Genomic DNA, 23,034 nt, shown 5'->3' with positions numbered 1-23,034 from the left:
TCAGGCCTCCGTGCGCGCCCGGTGGGCCGCCTGCGAGCGCCGGTACTGCGCCGCGAGCCGGACCGGGGCGTTGGGCGCGCCGAAGCCGGAGTACCCGTTGCGGCGCTCGACCACCTCGAAGAACACCGTGCCCAGGGTCTCCGTGTAGAAGTGCAGGAACTCGCCCTCGGCGTCCCGGTCGTAGAGCAGGTGCAGCTCCTGCAGGGCGGCCACGAACCCGGCGTCGAGGTCGAAGCGGGCGTCGAGGTCCTCGTAGTAGTTCTGCGGCACGGGCAGGAACCGCAGCCCGCGCCGGCGCGCCCGCCGGGCCACGGCGAAGACGTCCGTGCAGGACAGCGCCACGTGCTCGGGGTAGGCCGCGCCCACGAAGGAGCCCTGCTCCGCGGCGGTCGGGGCCACGTTGAGCGGCATCCGCACCGCCCCGTTGGCCGAGCGCATCACCTGGCTGCGCACCAGCCCCGAGGGACCGGGGACGTCCTGGGCGGCCTGCGCCTCCAGCGCCAGCACCGAGGTGTAGAACAGGACGGCCTCGTCGTAGTGCTGCCACGGCTGGGCCATGTTGACGTGGTCCACCCCGGTGACCAGGGCCCCCGTGTCGAGCTCGTCGTCCGCGCCGAACTCGCCCAGCCAGGCGGGGACCCCGTCCGCCGTGCGCTCGCAGAAGAAGATCTCCGTGCCGTCCGGGGCGAACACGCCGCGCAGGACCTGCTCGTCGTCGCGCTGGGAGCGGGGCACGGGCAGGGCCTTGAGCCGGGCGGCCCGGTCGACGGCGGCGTCCGGGTCGGCGACGTCGAAGCCGAGCGCGGCGACCTCGGTGGGGGAGCCGTCCGGGACCGCGTCGTTGACGACGACCCGCACCGGTCCCTGCACCCACACCTGCACGTTCTCCTTGGACTGGTGGTGCCCACCCAGGGCGAAGCCGAGCTGGTGCAGGAGCCGGGTGGTCCCGCCGAGCCGCCCGGTGCGGATCTCCACGAAGTCGTGGCCGGCCGGCTCCTCGACCGCGGGCAGCGGCTGGAGCTCGAGCGTGTCCCGGGTCCGCTCCCCGGCCAGCGCCCGCCGGGTCTGGTCCTCGAGCCAGCGCAGGGAGCGCAGCCCGTCCACCGCCGTGCGGTTGACGTCGGCCTGGCGGAAGGCGTCGTTGAAGATCTCCAGGGACACGGGGCCGTCGTAGCCGGCGCGGACCAGGTGGGACATGAAGCCGACCATGTCGAAGTCGCCCTCCCCGGGGAACACCCGGTGGTGGCGGGACCAGGACAGGACGTCCAGGCTCAGCAGCGGGGCGTCGGCCAGCTGCACGAAGAAGATCTTCTCCGCCGCGATGTCCTCGATCGGGGCCGGGCCCCAGGCGCGGGAGAGGATGTGGAAGCTGTCGAGGCAGGTCCCCACGCTCGGGTGGTCGGCGAGGTCCACGATCCGCTGGGCGCGCTCGAAGTCGTTGACGAACCTCCCCCAGGCCAGCGCCTCGTAGGCCAGGCGCACGCCGTGGCGCGCGGCGAGCTCGCCGAGCCGGCGCAGCTGCCCCGCCATGACCTCGTCGTCGTCGATCTCGGCCGTGGCCACGTTGGAGCACACGAGCAGGGTCTGCGTGCCGAGCCGGTCCATCAGCCGGAACTTGGCCTCGGCGCGCCGCAGGTTCGCGGCCAGCTGCTCGGGGCCCACGGCCTCGAAGTCCCGGAAGGGCTGGTAGAGGTCCAGGCTCAGGCCCAGCTGCCCGGCGAGCTCCCGGATCTGCTCGGGGGAGGAGGGGGAGACGACCAGGTCCTGCTCGAAGACCTCGATCCCGTCGAACCCGGCGGCCGCGGCGGCGTGCATCTTCTCCTCGAGAGTGCCCGAGAGGCAGACCGTGGCGATCGAGGTGCGCATCAGCGTGCCGCCCCGGCGGCGGCCGGCTCCGCGGCGCCCTCCTCCGCGGCGCCCTTCTCCGCGGCGCCCTCGTTCTCGGCGCCCCGGCCCCGGGCCTCGAGGGCGCGCAGCTCGGCGGCCTCGGTGCGCGAGGTGTGCAGCGCGTCGATCTCGTCGAGGGACTTCCGCGCCGTCTCCTTCGCGGTGAGCGCGGCGCCGCCGGAGATCAGGCACGCGACCGTGACGAACACGGCCACGCCCAGCCAGTTGTCGCCGGCGGGACCGGCCACGGCGGAGGCGAGGACGGGCGCGAAGCCGCCCGAGACGGCGAAGCCGATCTGGGTGCCCAGGGCCAGGCCGGTGACCCGGACCCGCAGCGGCAGCATCTCGGCGTAGAACGAGGGCCAGATGCTGTTGGCCATCGAGTAGAAGCACCCGGACATGACGGCGCCGAGCACGAAGATGAGCGGCCAGTTCCCGGCGTGCACCGCCGAGAGGTAGGGGTACATCAGCACGGCGGGGCCGAGGACCCCCGCGAGGAAGACGGGCTTGCGGCCGATGCGGTCGGCGAGCACGGCCACGACCGGGATCACGAACAGGGCGACGGCGTTGGCCAGCACGGAGACCCACAGCATGGTGGAGCGCTCGAGGCCGACCACGGAGGTGGCGAAGGAGAGCGACCACACCGTGAACACCACGTTGACGGTGTTGATCATGGCGGCAGCGGCGATCCGGACCACGGCGGCCCGGTGGTGCCGCAGGAGCACGCGCAGCGGGGACTCCGGCTGCTCGGCGGGGGTCTCGGCGCGGGCCTCCCGGAAGGCCGGGGGCTCCTCCAGGTGGCGGCGGATCAGGTAGGCCACCACCACGACGACGGCGGAGAGCCAGAACGGCACGCGCCAGCCCCAGCTGAACAGCGCCTCCTCCGGCAGGAGGGTGAACGGGATGAACACGGCGGTGGCCAGCAGGGTCCCGAACTGGGTGCCCTGCAGGGTCCAGCTGGTGGTGTACGCGCGGCGGTCCTCGTCGGAGTGCTCGAGCGACATGGAGATGGCGCTGGCCTGCTCGCCCGCGGCGGACAGCCCCTGGACCACGCGGCACAGCACGAGCAGCACCGGGGCCAGCATCCCCACCTGGTCGTAGGTCGGGAGGCAGCCGACGGCGAAGGTCGCCCCGCCGATCATGAACAGGGTCAGCATGAGCACGAACTTGCGACCGAACCGGTCGGCCAGCGGACCCATGACCAGGGCCCCCAGGGGGCGGACGACGTACGCCACGCCCACGGTGCCCATGGCGAAGAGGATGGCCACGCCGGGGGACGTCTCGGCGGGGAAGAAGAGGTGGTTGAGCACCAGGGCGGCGGCGGTGCCGTAGACCGCGAAGTCGTAGTACTCGAGGGCGCTGCCGATCCAGCTGGCCAGCGCGGCCTTGCGGGGCGTCCGGCCGGAGGGCGGCGGGGCCGTGGTCTCGGCGGTCGTCGCTGCTGAGCTCATGGAGGTCCTTCGGGTCGGTCCACAACGCGATCTGGTTCTCATATTGTGGAAGTCACTGCTACTGTGTGATCATGATCTCTGTGAGCTGGTCCACATGTCAACCGCAGGACGGACGGAGCGCTGCTATGCGAACGTCGATCCGGACCGCCCTCCCCGGCGCCGGGGGCCCCCGGTGACGGCCCCGGAGCCGGCGGGGGCCGCCCGCCAGGACATGGTGGGCAAGGCCCTCCGGCTGCTCGAGCTGCTGGGGGAGCACCCGGACGGGCTGACCGCGGCGGAGGCCACCAAGATCTGCGGCTACCCCTTCAGTACCACCTACCGGCTGCTCAACGCGCTCGTCCGGGACGGCTTCGCCGAGCTGCAGGAGGACAGGCGCTACGTCCTGGGGCTGAAGATCTTCCACGCCGCCCACAGCGTGGCCCAGCGCCTCGGGATCACGGGGACGGTCGTGCCCGTGCTCCGGCGGATGGTCGAGCGCACGGGGGAGTCCTGCCTCTTCGCCGTCCTGGACGGCGACCGCTTCCACACCCTCGCCAAGGAGGACGGGCCGGACTTCCGGGTCACCTCCGACCCCGGCTACCGCGGCGCGCTGCACTCCTCGGCCCTCGGGCTGTGCCTGCTCGCGTTCGCCCCGGAGGACGTGCGCGAGCACCTGCTCGGCACCATCGAGCTCGAGGCCCGGACCCCGGCCACGCTCACGGACCGGGACGAGCTGCGCCGGCGGGTCGAGCGGATCCGGCGGGAGGGCTGGGCCACCCAGGACCAGGAGCACGACGTGGGGATGGTCGCCGTCGCGGTGCCCGTCCTGCGGCCGGGCGGGGGCTGCATCGGCTCGCTTGCGCTGTCCGCGCCGGTGTTCCGGCACCGGCTGGAGGACCTCGTGGACATGGTGCCCGCCCTCCGGGAGGCGGCCGGCGAGCTGGGCTCGCGGCTCACGGGCTGAGCGGCCGGCGCGGGCTCAGGGGACGGACTGGCCCCGCGCCGCCGTGAGCAGCGCGTACCAGTCCTCGTGGCCGAGCCGGGACGCGAGCTCCTCCGCCGCGGCGCACGCGGCGATCCGCTCCGGATCGGTGGTCCCCAGCACCGGGCGGATCCCGCCGGGGTGCTTCATGAGCCAGGCGAGGACCACCGCCTCGCCGGGGACGCCGTGCGCCGAGGCGATCCGGTGGACCGTCTCGGCGGTGGCCGCGGCGTGCTGGTCCTCCGGCGGGATCGGCGCACCGGTGTACAGGCCGCGGGCCAGGGCGCCCCACGCCTGCACCTCGATGCCGTCGGCCGCGCAGTACTCCAGGAGCCCCTCCGGGAAGGAGTGCTCCGCGCCCTCGGGGTGGTTGGCCAGGATCTGCTGCTCCACGAAGCTCCGGTGCCGCAGGCTCAGCTCGAGCTGCACCGCGGTGACGGGCGTGCTGAGCACCTGCTGGTAGCGGGACACCTGGCGGGTCGACATGTTGGACAGGCCCACGGAGCGGATCAGCCCCTCCTTGCGCAGCTCGTCCAGGGTCCCCGCGACCTCCCGGGGATCGGCCAGGGGGTCCGGCCGGTGCAGCATGAAGCGCTCCACGGAGTCCACGCGGAGCCGGCGGAGGGACCCCTCGAGGCCGCGGCGGATCGTGTCCCGGTCCAGCCGGTAGTGGGTCGGCGCGCCGGGTGCCGCGGTGTTGCCCGGCAGGCGCACCCCGCACTTGGTCTGGAGGCGCACCCTCCGGCGCAGCTCCGGGTCCTCCGCGAGGAGCTCGCCGAAGACCTCCTCGGACTTGCCGTGGGCGTAGATGTCGGCGTGGTCGAAGTCGGTGATGCCGGCGTCCAGCGCGGAGTGCACCGCGGCCCGGGCGCGGTCCACGGTCCCTGCGCTCGGCGGGGCGTCGTCCCACGACCCCCCGATGGTCATGCAGCCGTAGATCAGGCGCGAGCTCATGAACGGTCCTCTCCGTCGGGCACCCCGGCGTCCCGGGTGGGGCTCTGCTGCTCCAGGCGCTGCTGCTCGGCGGACCAGCGCAGGCGGGCGGCCGCCGCGTAGGCGGCCCCGGACTCCTTCATCCGGCCCGCGCGCTCGTAGAGCCGGCCCAGGGCGGTGAAGCACTCCGCCTGGTCCGTGGCCGTGGCCTCGGTCTCCTGGTAGAAGTCCAGCGCCCGGTTGTAGGCCGTGATGGCCTGGGTGTGGCGCTCGCCCAGCTCGTACACCCGTCCCAGGTTGACGTGGCACTGCGCCTGGTCCTGCGCCTCGTGCGGGGCGTCGAGGTACTGGCCCAGGGCGTCGAGGAGGTGCTCCTCGGCGTCGTGGGCGCGGTCCAGCTCGAGCAGCAGGCTGCCCAGGATCAGGTGCGTGCGGGCCAGGTGCTTGCCGCTGCCGGGGATGCGGCAGAACAGCCCGAGAGCGTTCTCGTAGGCGGTGACGGCCCGGCCGGGGCGGTTCATCCCGAGGTAGAGATGACCCAGGTTGTAGTGGCAGGCGGCCTGCTCCTGGAGGGAGTCTCCCTCCTCCTCGAAGAGCACGATGGCCTGCTGGTAGGCGGTCTCGGCCTCGTCGAGCCGTCCGCGGTCCTCGGCGTCCAGGGCCCGGGTGAAGAACCCGTGCCCGTCCTGGGTGTAGCTCATGCGGAGTCCTTTCTCGGCCGGGTCCTGCGGGGTGTCGGCGGGCTACGCGGGGTGCGGGTCCTGCGGGCGCGGGGCCCGGCGGCCCAGCGCGAACCACAGTCCCGCGCCGGCGACGGGGAACGCGAGGATCACGAGCAGCCACAGCAGGCGCAGCACGGGATCCAGGGCCGGGCTGCGCAGCAGGGAGACCGAGGCGGCCACCATCAGCACGACGACGACCGCTCCGGCCACCGTCGCACCGCTCTCCCACGCCCCCGTCCGCACGGCCTCGGCGCCGCCGGCCGCGAGGGCGGTCCAGGTGCTCATGCATCGATCCTCGCACCGTGGGCCCGGGCGGACAAGGGCGGGCGACCCGGCGCGCCGGGCCCCGGTCCCCCGTAGAGTGGAATGCGCCACAGCTCAGCACGCTGATAAAATGTGGCTGTCGACTGCAACCCCGAGGAGAGTCCACGATGTCCACCTCCGACGACCGTCCGTACGACCAGGAGTCCGCCCACGAGGAGCCCACCGCCGGGCGCGCCGGCGGGCGGGACGCGGACGACACCGGGGTGGAGCGCCATGCGCCCAGCTCGGCGACCGAGCTCTGGGACCACAACGCCTACGGGCGGGAGGACGGCGACATCGGCGGCTCCGCGACCTCGGGCGCCACCGACACGCGCGACCCGCGCGGCGGGGCTCCCGCCTACAACATCGACGCCGGGGACGACGACGCCGTCCGTCACGGCGACGACTCCGGCCGCGACGACGGCTCGCCCGTGCGCGGGACCGGCGAGTCGCTGACCGGGGCGGACGCCACGGCCGGCCACGGCCGCGAGAGCGTGGGCGACGAGCGGCCTGACGTTCGGCGCGACCACGGCCGGCGCGACGAGCCGTCCGGCGCCGGCGGAGGGGCCTTCGACCAGGAGGCGACCGGCCGGGACGCCACCGGCCCGGACACCGCCGGCCCGGACACCGCCGACCTGGACACCGTGGAGCGGGACGCCACCGGCCCGGACACCACGACCTGGGACGCCACGGACCGGGACGCCACGACCCGGGCCGGGGCGGAGCGCGGTCCCGGCCGCCACGCCGCCGGGGACGCGACCGGTGACCTCGGGGGCGGTGGGCGCCCCGGCGAGACCCCCTCCGTGGTCCGGCACGAGGAGCGGCTGCAGGTCGGGACCGAGCGCGTCGAGTCCGGGCGGGCCCGGCTGCGCAAGTACGTGGTGGAGGAGCCGGTGCGCGCGGAGCAGACCCTGGCGTCCGAGGACGTCGAGGAGGTCCGCACCCCCGTCACCGAGGAGGAGCGCGAGGCGTTCCTCGCCGGCCGGGAGCTGCCGGTGGGGGAGGACGAGGTCATCCTCTACCGGGAGGTGCCCGTGGTGCAGACGATGCGCGTGCCCTACGAGCGGGTGCGCCTGGTGGTGCGCCGCACGGAGCGCACGGAGGTGGTCGAGGAGACCGTGCGCCAGGAGCGGGTCGACGTCGAGGAGGACTGAGCCCCTCCGTCCCGGACCCCCTCGGCCACGGCGCCGAGGGGGTCCGTGCCGCTCCGTCCGGGGACTCCGCCCGGGTCGCGGTCGGCTGTTCACCCAGCGCGGAGGCGGGTCCGGTGACTTGTGCCCTGCCTCACGGGAGTGCACTAATGGTAAGTGAGCTGGTCGTTCCCGTCCGTGCGGACCGGGGCCGGCCGGTGTCGACCGCACTTCGACGACCGGGAGGTCCATCATGCGCAAGAGGCTGAACAGGATGAGGCAGAAGGCCGGGGGGCAGGCGCCGACGGCCCCCGGCGTCCCCGGCAGCGAGACCGCCCCGCTCGCGGAGCCCACCACGCCCCGCCCGCCGCTGCCGCCCAAGCCGGACCAGGGCACGCCGGAGCCGGTGAGCCCCACGGGCCAGGACACCGGGATCGACCCGACCCTCAACGCCCAGGGCGGCGAGCACCTGACCACCGCCCACGGTTCCCGGCGCGCCGACACCGACCACTCCCTGAAGGCGGGCCGGCGCGGCCCCGTGCTCCTGCAGGACCACCACTTCCGGGAGAAGATCAGCCACTTCGACCACGAGCGCATCCCGGAGCGCGTGGTGCACGCCCGCGGCGCCGGCGCCCACGGCGTGTTCCGCTCCTACGGCACCGCGAGCAGGATCTCCTCCGCCGCCGTGTTCGGCAAGGACGTCGAGACCCCGGTCTTCGTGCGCTTCTCCACCGTCCTCGGCTCGCGCGGGTCCGCCGACCTCGCCCGGGACACCCGCGGCTTCGCCACGAAGTTCTACACCTCCGAGGGCACCTGGGACCTCGTGGGCAACAACATCCCCGTGTTCTTCATCCAGGACGCCATCAAGTTCCCGGACGTCATCCACGCGGGCAAGCCCCACCCCGACCGGGAGATCCCGCAGGCGCAGTCCGCCCACGACACCTTCTGGGACTTCGTCTCCCTGCACACCGAGGCGCAGCACCACACGATCTGGAACATGTCGGACCGCGGCATCCCCCGGTCCTACCGCACCATGGAGGGCTTCGGCGTCCACACGTTCCGGCTCGTCGACGACGCCGGCCGCAGCGTGCTCGTGAAGTTCCACTGGAAGCCGAAGCTCGGCGTGCACTCGGTGCTGTGGGAGGAGGCGCAGATCGCGATGGGCATGGACCCGGACGTGCACCGCCGGGACCTCGCGGACGCCATCGAGGCCGGCGCCCACCCCGAGTGGGAGCTCGGGGTGCAGGTCTTCGAGGACAACGAGGAGCAGGTCTTCGAGGGCATCGACCTGCTCGACCCCACGAAGATCGTCCCCGAGGAGCTCGCGCCCGTGGAGCCGGTCGGGCTGATGACGCTCAACCGCAATCCGTCCAACTACTTCGCCGAGACCGAGCAGGTCGCCTTCAACCCGAACAACCTGGTCCGCGGCATCGACGTCACCAACGACCCCCTGCTGCAGGGGCGGCTGTTCTCCTACCTGGACACCCAGCTCAGCCGGCTGGGCGGGCCCAACTGGACCCAGCTGCCGATCAACCGCCCGCACGCCCCGGTCAACGACATGCTCCGGGACGGGATGCACCAGACGGCCGTGCACAGCGGGGTGGCGCCCTACCACCCGAACTCGCTGGACGGGAACAACCCCCTCCCCGCCGACGAGCCGGCCCGTCCCTTCATCGACCACCCGGCACCGGTCGCGGAGTCGGTCAAGGAGCGCGGCAACCCCGTGACCTTCGAGGACCACTACACCCAGACCCGCCTGTTCTGGCTGTCGATGAGCGACGTCGAGAAGGAGCACATCGCGCAGGCGTACACCTTCGAGCTCGGCAAGTGCTGGGAGCAGGCGGTCAAGGAGCGCCAGCTGCAGGCCCTGGCCAACATCGACGAGAAGCTGTGCGCCGTGGTCGCCCAGGGCCTGGGCCTTCCGGCGCCGAAGCCGACCGTCAAGCACGGGAGGATCAAGCCCAGCCCCGCCCTGTCCCAGGTCGGCGGGCAGTGGCCCCTCGACGGCCGGCAGGTCGGGATCGTGGTGGGCCCCGACCCCGACGAGAACGACCTCCTGGCGGTGGTCTCCGCGATCGACGACGCCGGGATGGTGCCGCTGGTCATCGCCCCGCACGGCGGGCCGGTCGGGCGCGGCGGGAAGGTCGTGGCCCACCGGACCTACCTCACGGCGCGCTCCGTCGAGTTCGACTCGGTGCTGGTGGCCGGCGCCGTCCCGCCGGCCCCGGACGCCCGGCAGGGCCTCGACGCGAAGGCCGGAGCCGTCGCCCCCGGCGGCGTGGACCCCCGCGTGCACCTGCTGCTCGGCGAGGTGTTCCGCCAGGCCAAGGCCATCGGCACCTGGGGTGCCAAGGGCCAGGCGCTCGCCGCGGCCGGCCTGCCCGAGGGCGCGCCCGGCGTGGTCTCCGGCAAGGACGCCGCCGCCGTGGTCGAGCAGGTGGTCACGCTCATGAAGAGCCACCGCGCCTGGGAGCGGTTCCCGGTCTCCGGCCGCCTCTGACGACCGTCCTGCCGCTGACCCGCCACGTCGGCCCGGGCACCCCGCGGATCCGCGGGGTGCCCGGGCCGACGTGGCGGTGGTGTCGGGCGGTCGGCGGCGCCGGATCGGGTCAGAAGCGGCCCAGCTCCTCCCGCAGCGCCGAGCCGAGGTCGGGGTGGCGGAACCGGTAGCCGCGGTCGATGGCCCGGTCCGCCGAGACCCGCTGGTCCGCGAGCGCCATCAGCTCGGCGCCTTCGGAGCCGAGCACGAGCTTCGGCCCGAACCCCGGGGTGGGGAGCAGGGCCGGCCGGCCGAGGACCTTGCCGAGGGTCCGGGCGTAGTCGCGGCCCGTCACCGGCATCGGGGCCACGGCGTTGACGGGCCCGTGCAGGCCGGGGGAGAGCACCGCGTGGGCGAACAGGCCCACCGTGTCGTCCAGCGAGATCCAGCTCAGCCACTGGTCCCCGGAGCCGAGCCGTCCGCCCAGCCCCGCGAGGAACAGGGGCAGCTGGGCCTTGAGGGCGCCGCCGGCGGGGGACTGCACCACCCCGGTGCGCACCGTGACCACGCGGGTGCCGATGGCCTCGGCCTCCTGGGCGGCCCGCTCCCACGCGGTGCAGACCTCGGCGAGGAAGTCGTCGCCCGGCGGGGACTTCTCCGTGACGCTCTCCCCGTGCGTGTCCGCCCCGTAGTAGCCGATCGCGGAGCCGTTGACCAGCGCGGCGGGGGCCTCGTCGCCGAGCGCGACGAACGCGCGGACGAGCAGCCGGGTGCCGAGCACCCGCGAGTCGTGGATCTGTTCCTTCGCGGCGTCCGTGAGCCGTCCGCCGATGTTGCGCCCGGCCAGGTTGACCACGACGTCCACCCCGCGCAGCGCGGCGGGGTCCAGCTCCCCGGCCGCCGGGTCCCAGGAGATCTCGAGGGGGGTGCGCGCCTCGCGGCGCACGAAGCGCAGGACCGTGTGGCCTCCGGTGCTCAGCAGCGCGGCCAGCTGCACGCCGATGGTGCCCGAGGCCCCCGTGACGGCGACGGTCAGGGGCCGGCCGGGATAGCGGCTGTGGAGCTCGAGGTCGGCGGCCAGCCGCCGGGCGCGGGCCTCGAACTGGCGGCCCAGCGCCGGGCTCATCAGCCGGTCCCCGAACGCCCTGCTGCCCGGCAGCGCCGCGTACTCCACGGTGTCGGTGACCACGGTGCCGCCGTGCCCGTCGTCGTCGAACCGGTGGTGGTGCTCCCAGGAGGCGAGCGGACCCTTCACCATCCGGTCCCGGAACTCCCGCCCGGGGACGAAGCCGTGGTGCTCCGCGGTCCAGGGCACCGAGGCCAGCCCGTAGGAGCCCGGCACGGCCACCCGCAGCCGGGACCGCGTCCCGTCCTGCAGCGGGGGCGAGGACTCCTCCACCACGGAGCCCGTCCACGCGGGCGTGAGCCGGGTGAGCGCCCCCGGGCGGGCGTGCCAGGCGAAGACGTCCTCGACGGGGTGGGGCACGCGGGAGCTGAACGTGAAGGTGGTCATGCGTGCCACTCAACCCGCATTGCCCCGGTTCGTCCAGGACCTCGGGCCGCGGGCCGTCCGTGTCCTGGCCCGGAGGGCCGGCGGCGGCCGGATGCGGTGCGGTGCCCGGTGCCCCGCGGACCGGGGTTCCCGCCGTCCCGCTTGCCCCCCGGCGGGCCGTCGCCCAGAGTGGGGGACGTGAACACCCCCGGACGCATCGTGCTCATCCGCCACGGCCAGACCGACTGGAACCTCGAGGAGAGGCTCCAGGGCGCCACGGACGTCCCGCTCAACGACGCCGGGCGGGAGCAGGCCCGGGTCGTCGCCCGCCACCTGCACGCCCAGGCCCTCGGCTGGGACGTCCTGGTCTCCTCGCCGCTCGGCCGGGCCGTGGAGACCGCCCGGATCATCGGCGAGGCCCTGGGCCTCGAGCTCGCGGCGACCTACGACGATCTCGTGGAGCGCAGCTTCGGCCCGCTCGAGGGCTCGCGCCTGGCGGGTCTGGAGGGCGCCGCGCGGGAGCAGGTCCTCTCCGCCGGGGAGCCGCCGGAGGCGGTCGTCCGCCGCGGTCTGGCGGCGCTGCGCCGGATCCGCGCCGACCACCCCGGGCGCAGCGTGCTGGTGGTGGCGCACGGCTCGCTCATCCGCCTGACGGTCTCCGAGCTCAACGGGGAGGCCCACCCCCGGATCGGCAACTGCGAGGTGGTCCCCGTGCGGACGGAGGCCCTCGGCGCCGCGCGCCTGCGAGATGACGTGTCGGAGTCCACCGCACCCTGACAGTCCCGGCTTCGTTCAATAAGCTGGGACCCACCAGGGACGGTCCCACGAGGTGCCGTCCACCCCCTGGGGCGGCGAGGGCGGCGCACGGACCGTGCCCCCCTGCCGTCCACGGCGACGAAGGCGTGATGCGGCTGTGGCCTCTGACCAGTACACGATCCCCGACGAGGACCGGACCGAGGCGCTGCAGGTGATCCCGCGGGCCCCCGAGTGGTCCGGGGACCGGGCGTGGATCAACGAGTACTACCGCCACGTGCCCCAGGAGGACCTGCTCGCGCGCACCGAGGACCAGCTGCGCGAGCGGGCCGACCACCACCACGAGGTGGGCCGGGTCCGCGCGCCCCGGGAGATCGCCGTGGGCGTGCGCCAGGAGGACTCGACCTCCGTGGTGTTCGTGGTCACCGAGGACGTCCCCTACCTCGTGAGCACCGTGTCCGCGGAGATCGCCGCCAAGTGGGGCGGTGCCCGCCTGCTCATCCACCCCGTGCTCGTCGCCGCCCGGGACGCCGGGACCCACGAGCTGCGCGAACTCCAGCAGGTCCCGGACTTCTCGGCCACCTCCAGCGGCGACACCACCGCGCTGCCCAGCCTGGCCGGGTTCCGCTCGGACGGGGGCACCACGCACGTGGTGGAGTCCTGGATCTCCGTGGAGCTCTCCCGGCAGATCTCGGACGAGACCGCCCAGGAGCTCGTGCACCGGCTCACGAGCCTGCTCGAGGACGTCCAGCGGGTCGACGACGACCAGGTGGAGCTCAAGGAGCGCGTCGGACGGCTCGCGGAGGAGCTCGACCGGCTGCGGCAGCTGGACCTGCCCGAGGGCGGGCATCCGCCGCTGGTCGGACCGTCCCAGGAGTTCCTGCGCTGGCTGGTCCGGGGCAACTTCATCCTCATGGGCTTCAAGGAGTACGACCTCGAGGACTCCGGCGGCGGCCTCTCCCTGGTCAGCCGTCCCGGGACCGGGCTGGGCCTGCTCGTGGAGCACGACCGCAAGCCGCACCGGCAGGTCCTGACCGGGCTGGGCCGGGAGCACGCGCGCGAGGCCGGCACGCTGTTCATCACGAAGGCCAACCGCCGCTCCTCGATCCACCGCCGGGAGTACCTCGACTACATCGGCGTCGCGAAGTACGACGACGAGGGCCGGATCGTGGGCGAGTACCTCGTGCTGGGGCTGTTCACCCGCCGCGCCTACAACACGCCGGCCCGCGAGACGCCGTTGATTAAGGACAAGATGGCCGAGGTCGCCGAGCGGTTCGGCTTCCTCGAGGACTCGCACTCGGCCCGGGACCTCATGGGCAACATCGAGGACTACCCGCGCGACGAGCTGTTCCACATGACCGCGGACGAGCTCTACGACATCATGCGCGGCGTCATGGGCCTGGACGAGCGGCGGCAGACCCGGCTGTTCCTGCGCCAGGACCACTTCGGGCGGTTCATGTCCGCGGTCGTCTTCCTGCCCCGCGACCGGTACAACACGTCGGTGCGCGGGCGGATCGAGGCCGAGCTCAAGCGCACCTTCGACGCCGAGTCCATCGACTTCGACGCCCGGCTCTCCTCCTCGACCCTCGCCCGGCTGTTCTTCCGCATCCGGCTGCCCTACACCGGTCAGGTGCAGTCCTTCGACCGCTCGGGCCTGGAGGCGCGGCTGCGGGCCGCGGTGCGGTCCTGGTCCGAGGCGCTGGTGCGCGCGATCCACCGGGACTTCGCGGAGGAGCTCGCGCGGAAGCACGCCGAGAACTGGGCGGAGGCGTTCCCGGACGCCTATCGGGCCGACTACGAGATCGAGGAGGCGGTCGAGGACCTCCAGCGCTGCGAGGAGCTGTGGGGACGGGACCCGGACCTGCCCGCGGAGGTGCGCGTCGTCGACGACCCCGGGGGCGTACGGCTGAACATCTACCTCACCCGCTCCCTGTCCCTGACCGAGCTGCTGCCGATGCTGCAGAACCTCGGCCTGACGGTCCTGGACCAGAAGCCGTACGAGGTCACCCCCGCCGACGGCCGCCACTTCCAGCTCTACGACTTCGGAGTGCGGCTGCCGGAGGGCGTGCACGCGACCGGCCCGGAGGACGCCAAGACCGAGGACCTCATCGAGGACACCCTGTGCGCGGTGCTGTCCGGGCGGTCCGAGTCGGACTCCCTGAACCGGCTGGTCCTGACGGAGCGCATGACGTGGCGGACCGTGGCCGTGCTGCGCTCCTACGTCCGGTACCTCCTGCAGCTGGGGCACCCGAACTCCTTCGACTACATCGCGGACACGCTCCTGGGCTTCCCGCGGGTCACCCGGGCGCTGGTCGAGTTCTTCGACGCGAGCTTCAACCCGGCGCTCGACGACGCCGTGCGCGGCTCCCAGCGCGACGCCGCGCAGGGGCGGCTCACCGAGGCCCTGGACGAGGTGCCCACCCTGGACGCCGACAAGCTGCTGCGGGCGCTGGCCGAGTGCATGGCCGCCACGCTGCGCACCAACGTGTACCGGCACCGCCCCACCATGGCGTTCAAGCTGGACCCCCGGCGGATCAGCACGGCCCCGCTGCCGCACCCCATGTTCGAGGTCTGGGTGTGGTCCCCGCGGGTGGAGGGCACGCACCTGCGCTTCGGGCCCGTGGCCCGCGGCGGCCTGCGCTGGTCGGACCGCCGGGAGGACTTCCGCACCGAGGTCCTGGGCCTCGTGAAGGCGCAGATGGTGAAGAACTCGGTGATCGTCCCGAACGGGGCGAAGGGCGGGTTCTACCCCAAGCAGCTGCCCGAGCCGGCCGCGGACCGGGACGCCTGGGTGGCGGAGGGCCGGGAGGCGTACAAGCTGTTCATCGCCTCCCTGCTGGACATCACCGACAACCTCGTCCGGGACGGGTCCGGCCAGGACGTCGTCGTGCACCCCGAGAACGTGGTGCGCCGCGACGGCCAGGACTCCTACCTGGTGGTGGCCGCGGACAAGGGGACGGCGTCCTTCTCGGACACCGCCAACGCGATCTCCGCGGAGTACGGGTTCTGGCTCGGGGACGCCTTCGCCTCGGGCGGCTCGGTGGGCTACGACCACAAGGCCATGGGCATCACGGCCCGGGGGGCGTGGGAGTCGGTGAAGCGGCACTTCTTCGCGCTGGGCGTCGACACCCAGGCGGAGGACTTCACCGTGGTGGGCGTGGGGGACATGTCCGGCGACGTGTTCGGCAACGGCATGCTGCTGTCCGAGCACATCCGGCTGCTGGCCGCGTTCGACCACCGCGACATCTTCCTCGACCCCGACCCGGACCCGGCCGTCTCCTACGCCGAGCGCGAGCGGCTGTTCGGCCGCCCGCGGTCCTCGTGGCAGGACTACGACCCGGAGAAGATCTCGGCCGGCGGCGGCGTGTACTCGCGCACCGCGAAGTCCGTGCCGATCTCCCCGCAGGTCCGCGAGGCCCTCGACCTCGACGACGGCGTCGAGGAGCTCTCCCCGATCGAGCTGATGCGGGCGATCCTGACGGCGCCGGCCGACCTCCTGTACAACGGCGGGATCGGCACGTACGTGAAGTCGGCGCAGGAGACCTCCACGGACGTGGGGGACAAGGCCAACGACCCGATCCGCGTCGACGGCCGGGACCTCCGGGCCAAGGTCGTCGGCGAGGGCGGCAACCTGGGCTGCACCCAGCTCGGCCGCGTGGAGGCCGCGCTGAACGGGGTGCTGATCAACACGGACGCGATCGACAACTCCGGCGGCGTGGAGTCCTCCGACCGCGAGGTCAACATCAAGATCCTCGTGGACCGCATGGTCGTGGCGGGGGAGCTCTCCGCGGCGGAGCGCGCCGGCTTCATCGAGGCCATGACCGACGAGGTCGCCGGGCTGGTGCTCGAGACGAACGTGGCGCAGAACGTGCTGCTCACCACGGAGCGCTCGCGCGTGCGGGCCCTCAACGAGGCCTACATCCGGTTCCTGCACTGGCTCGAGGACGAGGCCGACCTCGACCGGGGCATCGAGTTCCTGCCCTCCGACGAGCAGCTGCGCGAGCGGGTCCGCACCGGCCACGGGCTCACGTCCCCGGAGCTGTCCGTGCTGGCGGCCTACACCAAGATCCAGCTCTCGGAGGCGCTGGTCGAGGGCGGTCTCGCCGAGGACCCGTGGTTCGAGGAGGTCCTGGAGGCCTACTTCCCGGAGCAGATCACCCAGCGCTTCGGCGAGCTCGTCGGCACCCACCCCCTGCGCGCCGAGATCATCTGCACCGTGGTGGCCAACCAGATGGTCAACTACGGCGGCATCCCGTTCGTCTACCGCGTGATGGAGGAGACCGGGTGCGGGCCCGTGGAGGTGGCCCGGGCCTTCGTGGCGGCCGTGCAGATCTACGAGATCGACCGCTACGCCCACCAGCACCGGGAGCTGCCCGCGGAGGTGCCCACCGAGGTGTGGGACCGGATGTTCCTGGACATGCGGCGCCTGCTGGACCGCGTGGTGCGCTGGCTCATCAACCGGGAGGAGACCGCCAACCCGGTGGCCGAGGTCATCGACCGCTACAAGCCCACCGTGGACATCCGGTTCCTCGAGGACCGGCTGCTCGGGGAGGACTCCCGGCAGCGGGTCGACTCGCGGGCGGAGGCCGCCGCGCGGCAGGGCGTCCCCGGGGCGCTGGCCACGGAGTGGTCGCAGCTGCTGGACGCGTTCGCGCTGCTCGACGTCGCCCGGCTGGCCCACGCCTCCGGCGAGGCGATCGCCGAGGACGGCGGCCTCGACGAGGAGCAGATCAAGACCATCGCCAAGGTCTACTTCCGGCTCTACGACCGCTACCGCATCGAGAGCCTGCTCAACCGCATCACCGGCCTGCCGCAGACCACCCGCTGGGAGAACCTCGCGCGGATGTCCATGCGGGAGGACGTCTACGCGACCCTGGTGGCCCTCGCCGACCAGGCGCTCGAGGCCCCCGGCCGGGACGCGCGGGAGAAGGTGGAGTCCTGGGAGTCCAGCAACGAGTCCCGCCTGGGCCGGCTGCGCGAGGTGCTGGGGGAGATCGAGGCGGAGGACACGGGCGAGGCCTCCGCGGAGCTCGCGTCCCTGTCCGTGGCGCTGCGGACCATGCGCAGCGCCCTGGTCGGGTAGGACGGCCCGTGCAGGGGACGGCCGCGGTCGTCGGCTCGGGGCCCAACGGGCTCGCCGCGGCCGTGGTGCTGGCCCGCGCGGGCCTCGACGTCACGGTCCACGAGGCGGCGGGCTCGGCCGGCGGCGCGGCCCGCTCCGCGGCCGTGCTCGGCCCCGGCACGGTGGTGGACCTCGGCTCCGCCGTCCACCCCTTCGGCGTGGCCAGTCCGCTGTTCGCGCGGCTGGGCCTGCACCGGCACGGCCTGGAGTGGCTGCACCCGCCGGTCGTGGCCGCGCACCCGCTCGACGACGGCCCGCCGGGCCTGCTGCACCGCTCGCTCGAGCGCACGGCGGCGGGGCTGGGCGCGGACGGCCGGGCGTGGTCCCTGCTGCACCGCGGCGTGGTGGAGCGCTGGGAGGAGACGGTCGAGTCGGTGCTGGGCCCGCTCGTGCGCGTGCCCGAGCACCCGCGGGCCCTGGCGTCCTTCGGTCTGCGCGCGCCGTGGCCCGCCGCGGCCACGGCGCGGGCGCTGTTCCGCACCGAGCAGGCCCGGGGGCTCTTCGCCGGGTCCGCCGCCCACGCGGTGCTGCCCCCGCGGCATGCGCTGACCTCCGCCTTCGGGACGCTGTTCGGCGCCGCCGCCCACGCCACGGGGTGGCCGGTGGCCCGCGGCGGCACCCAGGCCGTCGTCGACGCCCTGGTGGCCGATCTCGAGGAGCACGGCGGGCGGGTGCTCGTCCACTCCCCGGTGACGGACCTCGCCCAGGTGCGGCCGGCCGACGTCGTCCTGCTGGACCTCACGCCCCGGCAGGTGCTGGGCCTGCGCGGGCTCGAGCTGCCGGACCGGTACCGGCGGGCGCTCGCCCGGTGGCGCTACGGCACGGCCTCCTACAAGGTGGACCTGCTGCTGGACGGCCCCGTGCCGTGGCGGGACCCGCGCGTGGCGGAGGCCGGGACCGTGCACGTGGGCGGGACGCTCGCCGAGATCGGCGCCGCGGAGGAGCAGGCCCGGGCGGGCCGGCTGCCGGAGCGCCCGTTCGTGCTCGTGGCCCAGCAGGGGGCCGCCGACCCGTCCCGGGCGCCCGCGGGCCGGCAGGTGCTGTGGGCCTACGCCCACGTCCCCCACGGGTGCGACGACCCCCGGGCGGGGGAGCGGGTGCTCCGGCAGCTCGAGCGCTTCGCCCCCGGGGTGCGCGACCGGATCCGCGAGCGGGTGGACACCTCCCCGGCCGGGCTGGAGGCGTGGAACGCGAACCTCGTGGGCGGGGACATCGGCGGCGGCTCCCTGGACGGGTTGCAGCAGGTGTTCCGGCCGGCCGTGCAGGCCGACCCCTACGCCACCGGCGTGCCGGGGGTCTGGCTGTGCTCGTCCTCGACGCCCCCGGGTGGCGGGGTGCACGGCATGGCCGGGTACCACGCGGCCCGCAGGGCGCTGCGGGGCCTCGCGAGGAGCCGGCGGCCCGCCGGCTGACGAGCGCTCAGGCGCCGACCCCGGCGTACGTCGTGGCCGCGAGCTCGCGGATCTGCGCCACGTAGCCGCGGGTCTCCGCGAACGGGGGGATCCCGCCGTGCCGCAGGACCGCCGTGGGCCCGGCGTTGTAGGCGGCGAGCACCAGGTCGATCTCCTCCCGGGCCGAGGCGGGCGCCAGTCCCCGCACCATGCGCCGCAGGTCCTTGAGGTAGAGGCCCTGGGCCCGGATGGCGGCCCGCGGGTCGAACGGGTCGCCCCGGCCGTAGCGCTTCCACGTGTCCGGCATGAACTGGGAGAGGCCCTGCGCCCCGGCGGGGCTGACGGCCCGGGGGTCCCAGCGGCTCTCGACGTCCAGCTGGGCGGCGACGATCTCGGGCGGGAGCCCCGAGAGCTCGGCGGCGGCCAGGACGTCATCGCCCCACGGCTCCGGGACGGGCGCGGTGCGGATCGGCTCCTCGCCGGGGGGCGCCCCGCAGCATCCGGGGGCGTTGGCGTGGAAGAGCCCGCCGGCGCCGATCAGGAGCAGGACCACGGAGGCCAGCAGGAACCACCGGGAACCGCGCGGGGCGAGTTCCTCGGTGCCGGGGCGCGCGGGGTCCAGGACGGTGGTGGCCATTTGTCCCAGGCTAGGGCGGCCCGCCCGCCCCGGTCTGCGGCCTCTTGGGGGGACAGCCCGCCCCAGCGCCTACGATGAGGGCGTGACTGCCGAGATCATCGCGACCCTCATCACCGCCGCCCTGCTCGTCGTCGGGTGCCTCGGCATCATCGTGCCGGTGCTGCCGGGCTCGATCCTGATCGTGGTCGGGCTCCTCGTCTGGGCCCTCACGGTCCAGGCGGTCGAGGGCTGGACCGTGCTGGGGATCGGCTCCGCGCTGGCGATCGCCGGGATGGCCGCGAGCGCCGTGCTCACCGGGACCCGGCTCAAGCGCCGGCAGATCCCCAACCGCTCCCTCCTCTACGCCGCGGCCGGCGCCGTGGTGGGGCTGTTCGTGATCCCCGTGGTCGGGATCTTCGTGGGGTTCTTCGTGGGCCTGCTGCTGAGCGAGACCGCTCGCCAGCGGGACCTCCGGGCGGCGCTGGACTCCAGCTGGGCCGGTCTCAAGGCGGCGGGCCTGGGGATCGTCGTGGAGTTCGCGTGCGCGCTCGCCGCCTCCACGGTCTTCGTGCTGGGCGCGCTGGTCCTCTTCACGACCGCCTGAGCCGGGGACGCCGAGGGCCCGGCCACCAGCGGTGTCCGGGCCCTCGGCGTCCCACGGCGCGTCAGCGCCAGGGCAGGGGGACCACCTCGACGTCCTGCCCGGCGGCCACGCCGCCCGGCGGGACCACGGCGATGACGTCCGCGTGGGCGAGCCCGCGGAGCATGTTCGCGCCGACCCGGTCCCGGGGGGCGACCGTCCCGTCCCGGAGGTAGGCGGGCACCAGGGCGGTGACCTTCTGGCCCGGCAGGTCCTCGGCCGCGGGCAGGGTGCGCGTGGCCGGGGGCCGGTCGCTGTGCAGCTTGGCGAGCAGCGGCTGGGCCACCGTGAAGATGCTGGTCATCGCCGCCAGCGGATTGCCGGGCAGGCCCACCACGAAGGGGCCGTCCTCGGGCAGCCGCGCCAGGAACGTGGGGTGGCCCGGGCGCTGGGCGAGGCCGTCGAGCAGGAAGACTGCCCCGAGCTCCTGGAGCGCCGACCGGACGTGGTCGGCGTCGGAGTGGCCGGTCCCGCCGGTGGTGATGACCACCTCGGTGCGGGCGTCGAGCACCGACGCCATGCCGGAGGGCGCCTCGGTCAGGGCGGAGAGCATCGCCTTCGCGGTGTCCTCGACGCGCCGGAGCTGGTCCACGGACCCGCCCAGCATCTCCACGAACGTGGGCAGCTGGGGGCCGAAGGCGTCCCGGACCTGGCCGGGCTCGGGGATCCCGTCCTCGACCACCTCGCTGCCGGTGAGCAGGATCGTCACGCGCGGACGGCGGCGGACGGGAAGCATGTCGTGGCCGCTGACGGCGGCGAAGGCGATGTGCGCCGGGTTGAGCAGGCAGTCGGCGTGCAGGATGACATCCCCGGCCGCGACCTCCTCGCCGGTGCGGCGGATGTTCTGCCCGTAGGGGATGTCCTCGGCCGAGGGGGCGTGGGCCGCGATGGTGAGCACGGTGCCCTCCTCGGACAGGTGCGCGTACTCGTCGCGCAGCACGGCCCGGGCCCCGGCGGGGACGAGTCCGCCGGTGACGATGCGGGTGGCCTCGCCCGGCTCCAGGTTGAGCACCGGGCGGTAGAGCTCCCGCGGCGGGATGGTCAGCATCTTGCGGGGGTCGGTCTCCACGGGCTCGGGGAAGACCACCGTCCACGGCTGGGGGCCGGCCACGGCGTAGCCGTCCATGGCGGAGGAGGCGTAGTGCGGGACCGGGATCGGGGCGGTGACGTCCTCGGCGAGGACCTCGCCCAGCGCCTCCTGCAGGGGCAGCCAGTGGCTGGGCAGCGCGGTGGCGATGTCGTAGGAGAACTGCCGGGCCCGGTGCCAGTCGGCGTCGTGGACGGTCTCGACCTCTTCGGGGGCGCTCTCGGGCGTGCCGCTGTCGTCCTCGATGACGGGCAGCGCGTGCGTGTAGGGGCTGTTGGTGTCGTGGGGCAGGGGCAGTCCGGACATCAGTTCTCCTCGGGGGTTCGGCCGGCGGCGGGGACGAGACCGTCGACGGTCTGCAGCGCGCGGTCCAGGACACGGTGCTCGTCCTCGCCCGCGGCCGCGGCGCGGCCCACGTGGTAGCCGAGCAGGTAGGCGGTGGGCGGGACGGCGGGGCGCACGGTGCCGTGGGCGATCCTGCCGGTGAGTCCCAGCACGGCGTCCAGGGGGAGGTCGGCGTCGGGCACGTCCAGGGCCGCGCGCACGGCCTCGACCCACCGCTCCAGGATCTCGTGCTCGGACGGGCTCAGGTCCTTGGGCATGCGCCGCTCCTCCCGGGCGGTGGGGCCGCCCGCTCGTGGTCAGGTCAGGTGGTGCCTGTGCACATCGTCCCACGTATCGACGTCCGCGGTGGCGTCCTCGGGCACGGTGACGTCCCGGAGCGGGAGCTCGCGCACGAACGAGAACACGGACCGGTCCGCGGCGTCCTGCCCCGCGAAGGCCCGGCGCAGCACGTCGCTGCGGTAGAGGGCGGCGAGGGGCTGGCGGTGGCCGTCGGGCGGGACCGACACGTAGCCGGCGGCGCCGTCACCGGTCCGGGCCGCTTCCAGCAGGAGGGGCACGGCCCGCGACACCCCGGGCATGTCGCACGCCAGGGTCAGGGTCCACTGCGCGGCGGGCAGGGCGTCGAGGGCGCGCAGCCCGGCGGCGATGCCCGCGGCCGGGCCGGAGAACGGCGGGTCCTCCCGGGTGCGCAGCACGTGCCCGGGGACGGTCGGGTCCGCCGGGCCGACGACGACGACGCCCGCCGCCTCCCGGACCGCGTCCAGCGTGAGCTCCAGCAGGGTGCGCCCGGCCCGCCGCAGACCGGCCTTGGGGCGGCCGCCCAGGCGGGCGGAGCGGCCGCCCGCCAGGACCACGGCGTGGAAGACCGGGGCCCGTCTCGGCTCGCTCACGCGCTCACCCGCCGGAGAAGGGCGGCAGGACGTCGAGCACCGCCCCGGACGGGACCGGGGTGTCGGGGTCGGGGCAGGCCACGCCGTCGAGCAGGAAGCTGGACCGGGCCAGCACCTGCGCCAGCGGAGGCTGCCCCGGCGGCGGCTCGGGGTGGGCCCGGGCCAGCAGGTCCTCCACGTCCCGGCGCATGCAGGGCCGGTCGTCGGAGACCTCCAGGGTCTCGGCGTCGGTGCCGGCCGCGGCGCGGGCGGCCGCGAAGTAGCGGATCAGCATCCCGGCTCAGCCCCCGATCGCGCTCATCGAGCGTTCCGGCTGGACGTAGTCGGGGGAGTCCAGGCCTACGTGGTCCATGCCGTGGGCGGCCGGTTTCGCCCACATCGCGGCCCGCCAGCGCTCGGCCAGCTGTCCGTCGGTGGCACCGGTGCGCAGCAGCGGCAGCAGCTCGACCTCCTCGTGGGAGAACAGGCAGGACCGGATCCTGCCCTCGGCGGTGATCCGGGTGCGCTTGCAGTCGCCGCAGAAGGGCTCGGTGACCGAGGCGATGACCCCCACCGTGCCCAGCGGCGCGTCCGCAGCGGCCGGGGCGTCCGGAGTGGTGAGGGGGTGCACGTCCCAGAGCTCGGCCGGGGCGCCCTCGCGCGGGCCCGGGTGCGGGGCCAGCCGGAACCGGCCGGCGAGCCGGTGGCGGATCTCGGCGGCGGTGACCATCTCCGCCCGGGTCCAGCCGTGGTCGGCGTCCAGGGGCATCTGCTCGATGAAGCGCAGGGCGAAGCCGCGCGCCAGCGCCCACGCGAGCAGCTCCGGGGCCTCGTGGTCGTTGACCCCGCGCAT

Annotated in this window: 18 protein-coding genes and 1 pseudogene; 7 read left to right on the top strand and 12 right to left on the bottom strand. The window is 74.3% G+C overall.

Features of this window, described 5'->3' with window-relative positions; all coding sequences use genetic code 11:
• Both RF644_RS17025 and RF644_RS17020 read right to left on the bottom strand, forming a co-directional pair.
• A complete protein-coding gene (locus RF644_RS17025; RefSeq protein ID WP_368797383.1) occupies positions 1-1,866 on the bottom strand; it encodes a bifunctional sugar phosphate isomerase/epimerase/4-hydroxyphenylpyruvate dioxygenase family protein in 1,866 nt (621 codons plus the stop codon).
• Positions 1,866-3,338 carry an MFS transporter gene (locus RF644_RS17020; RefSeq protein WP_368797382.1) on the bottom strand — a complete coding sequence of 491 codons (1,473 nt, stop codon included), beginning with the start codon at positions 3,336-3,338 and terminating at the stop codon, positions 1,866-1,868. The genes RF644_RS17025 and RF644_RS17020 overlap by 1 nt, the downstream gene beginning before the upstream one ends.
• Before the next feature lie 94 nt (positions 3,339-3,432).
• Between RF644_RS17020 and RF644_RS17015 the strand changes: the two genes are divergently transcribed.
• The gene (locus tag RF644_RS17015; RefSeq protein ID WP_368797381.1) at positions 3,433-4,281 is read left to right on the top strand and encodes an IclR family transcriptional regulator; all 849 of its coding nucleotides are present in this window, start codon (positions 3,433-3,435) and stop codon (positions 4,279-4,281) included.
• Positions 4,282-4,296: 15 nt separating this feature from the next.
• Here the strand turns inward: RF644_RS17015 and RF644_RS17010 are convergent, their stop codons facing one another.
• Genes RF644_RS17010 through RF644_RS17000 form a run of 3 tightly spaced genes read right to left on the bottom strand, consistent with a single transcriptional unit; the run spans position 4,297 to position 6,239 of the window.
• Positions 4,297-5,253, bottom strand: a complete 957-nt coding sequence (locus tag RF644_RS17010) for an aldo/keto reductase family oxidoreductase (RefSeq protein WP_368797380.1) — start codon at positions 5,251-5,253, stop codon at positions 4,297-4,299.
• Positions 5,250-5,933, bottom strand: a complete 684-nt coding sequence (locus RF644_RS17005) for a tetratricopeptide repeat protein (RefSeq protein WP_109268595.1) — start codon at positions 5,931-5,933, stop codon at positions 5,250-5,252. Before RF644_RS17005 ends, RF644_RS17010 begins: the two co-directional genes overlap by 4 nt.
• Before the next feature lie 42 nt (positions 5,934-5,975).
• Positions 5,976-6,239: a PLDc N-terminal domain-containing protein gene (locus RF644_RS17000; RefSeq protein WP_133411402.1), complete on the bottom strand. Its 264-nt coding sequence runs from the start codon at positions 6,237-6,239 to the stop codon at positions 5,976-5,978.
• 146 nt (positions 6,240-6,385) lie between these two features.
• On the opposite strand from RF644_RS17000, the gene RF644_RS16995 reads away from it, so the two are divergent.
• Together RF644_RS16995 and RF644_RS16990 are read left to right on the top strand one after the other, a co-directional pair.
• Positions 6,386-7,411 (top strand): YsnF/AvaK domain-containing protein, encoded by a 1,026-nt coding sequence (locus RF644_RS16995; protein ID WP_368797379.1) that lies wholly within the window; start codon positions 6,386-6,388, stop codon positions 7,409-7,411.
• A 250-nt stretch (positions 7,412-7,661) separates the two neighbouring features.
• Entirely contained in the window at positions 7,662-9,887 is a 2,226-nt protein-coding gene (locus RF644_RS16990; RefSeq protein WP_368797378.1) for a catalase, read from the top strand.
• Between the two features lie 109 nt (positions 9,888-9,996).
• Here the strand turns inward: RF644_RS16990 and RF644_RS16985 are convergent, their stop codons facing one another.
• The gene (locus RF644_RS16985) at positions 9,997-11,379 is read right to left on the bottom strand and encodes a TIGR01777 family oxidoreductase (RefSeq protein WP_368797377.1); all 1,383 of its coding nucleotides are present in this window, start codon (positions 11,377-11,379) and stop codon (positions 9,997-9,999) included.
• 177 nt (positions 11,380-11,556) lie between these two features.
• On the opposite strand from RF644_RS16985, the gene RF644_RS16980 reads away from it, so the two are divergent.
• From RF644_RS16980 to RF644_RS16970, 3 genes are all read left to right on the top strand, one after another.
• Positions 11,557-12,135 (top strand): histidine phosphatase family protein, encoded by a 579-nt coding sequence (locus RF644_RS16980; protein ID WP_368797376.1) that lies wholly within the window; start codon positions 11,557-11,559, stop codon positions 12,133-12,135.
• A 136-nt stretch (positions 12,136-12,271) separates the two neighbouring features.
• Complete coding sequence (locus RF644_RS16975) at positions 12,272-17,194, top strand: NAD-glutamate dehydrogenase (protein ID WP_368797375.1); 4,923 nt, start codon at positions 12,272-12,274, stop codon at positions 17,192-17,194.
• 8 nt (positions 17,195-17,202) lie between these two features.
• The gene (locus tag RF644_RS16970) at positions 17,203-18,645 is read left to right on the top strand and encodes a phytoene desaturase family protein (RefSeq protein WP_368797374.1); all 1,443 of its coding nucleotides are present in this window, start codon (positions 17,203-17,205) and stop codon (positions 18,643-18,645) included.
• A gap of 7 nt (positions 18,646-18,652) precedes the next feature.
• Here RF644_RS16970 and RF644_RS16965 read toward each other — a convergent pair whose 3' ends face one another.
• The gene (locus RF644_RS16965) at positions 18,653-19,261 is read right to left on the bottom strand and encodes a lytic transglycosylase domain-containing protein (protein ID WP_368797373.1); all 609 of its coding nucleotides are present in this window, start codon (positions 19,259-19,261) and stop codon (positions 18,653-18,655) included.
• Positions 19,262-19,343: 82 nt separating this feature from the next.
• On the opposite strand from RF644_RS16965, the gene RF644_RS16960 reads away from it, so the two are divergent.
• Complete coding sequence (locus RF644_RS16960; protein WP_035925832.1) at positions 19,344-19,844, top strand: DUF456 domain-containing protein; 501 nt, start codon at positions 19,344-19,346, stop codon at positions 19,842-19,844.
• 61 nt (positions 19,845-19,905) lie between these two features.
• Here the strand turns inward: RF644_RS16960 and RF644_RS16955 are convergent, their stop codons facing one another.
• The 5 genes and pseudogenes from RF644_RS16955 to RF644_RS16935 form a co-directional block, all read right to left on the bottom strand.
• A complete protein-coding gene (locus RF644_RS16955; RefSeq protein ID WP_368797372.1) occupies positions 19,906-21,273 on the bottom strand; it encodes a molybdopterin molybdotransferase MoeA in 1,368 nt (455 codons plus the stop codon).
• On the bottom strand, positions 21,273-21,569 hold the full coding sequence (locus RF644_RS16950; protein WP_368797371.1) for a DUF6457 domain-containing protein: 297 nt from the start codon (positions 21,567-21,569) through the stop codon (positions 21,273-21,275). Before RF644_RS16950 ends, RF644_RS16955 begins: the two co-directional genes overlap by 1 nt.
• A gap of 39 nt (positions 21,570-21,608) precedes the next feature.
• Positions 21,609-22,202, bottom strand: a complete 594-nt coding sequence (locus tag RF644_RS16945; protein WP_368797370.1) for a molybdenum cofactor guanylyltransferase — start codon at positions 22,200-22,202, stop codon at positions 21,609-21,611.
• 4 nt (positions 22,203-22,206) lie between these two features.
• On the bottom strand, positions 22,207-22,476 hold the full coding sequence (locus RF644_RS16940; RefSeq protein WP_368797369.1) for a MoaD/ThiS family protein: 270 nt from the start codon (positions 22,474-22,476) through the stop codon (positions 22,207-22,209).
• A gap of 6 nt (positions 22,477-22,482) precedes the next feature.
• Positions 22,483-23,034: pseudogene (locus RF644_RS16935) on the bottom strand (GTP 3',8-cyclase MoaA); the annotation flags it as partial.

The organism is Kocuria sp. CPCC 205258 (assembly GCF_040981005.1).
GTDB classification, from domain to species: domain Bacteria; phylum Actinomycetota; class Actinomycetes; order Actinomycetales; family Micrococcaceae; genus Kocuria; species Kocuria rosea.
This window is presented reverse-complemented; position numbering and strand designations above follow the sequence as displayed.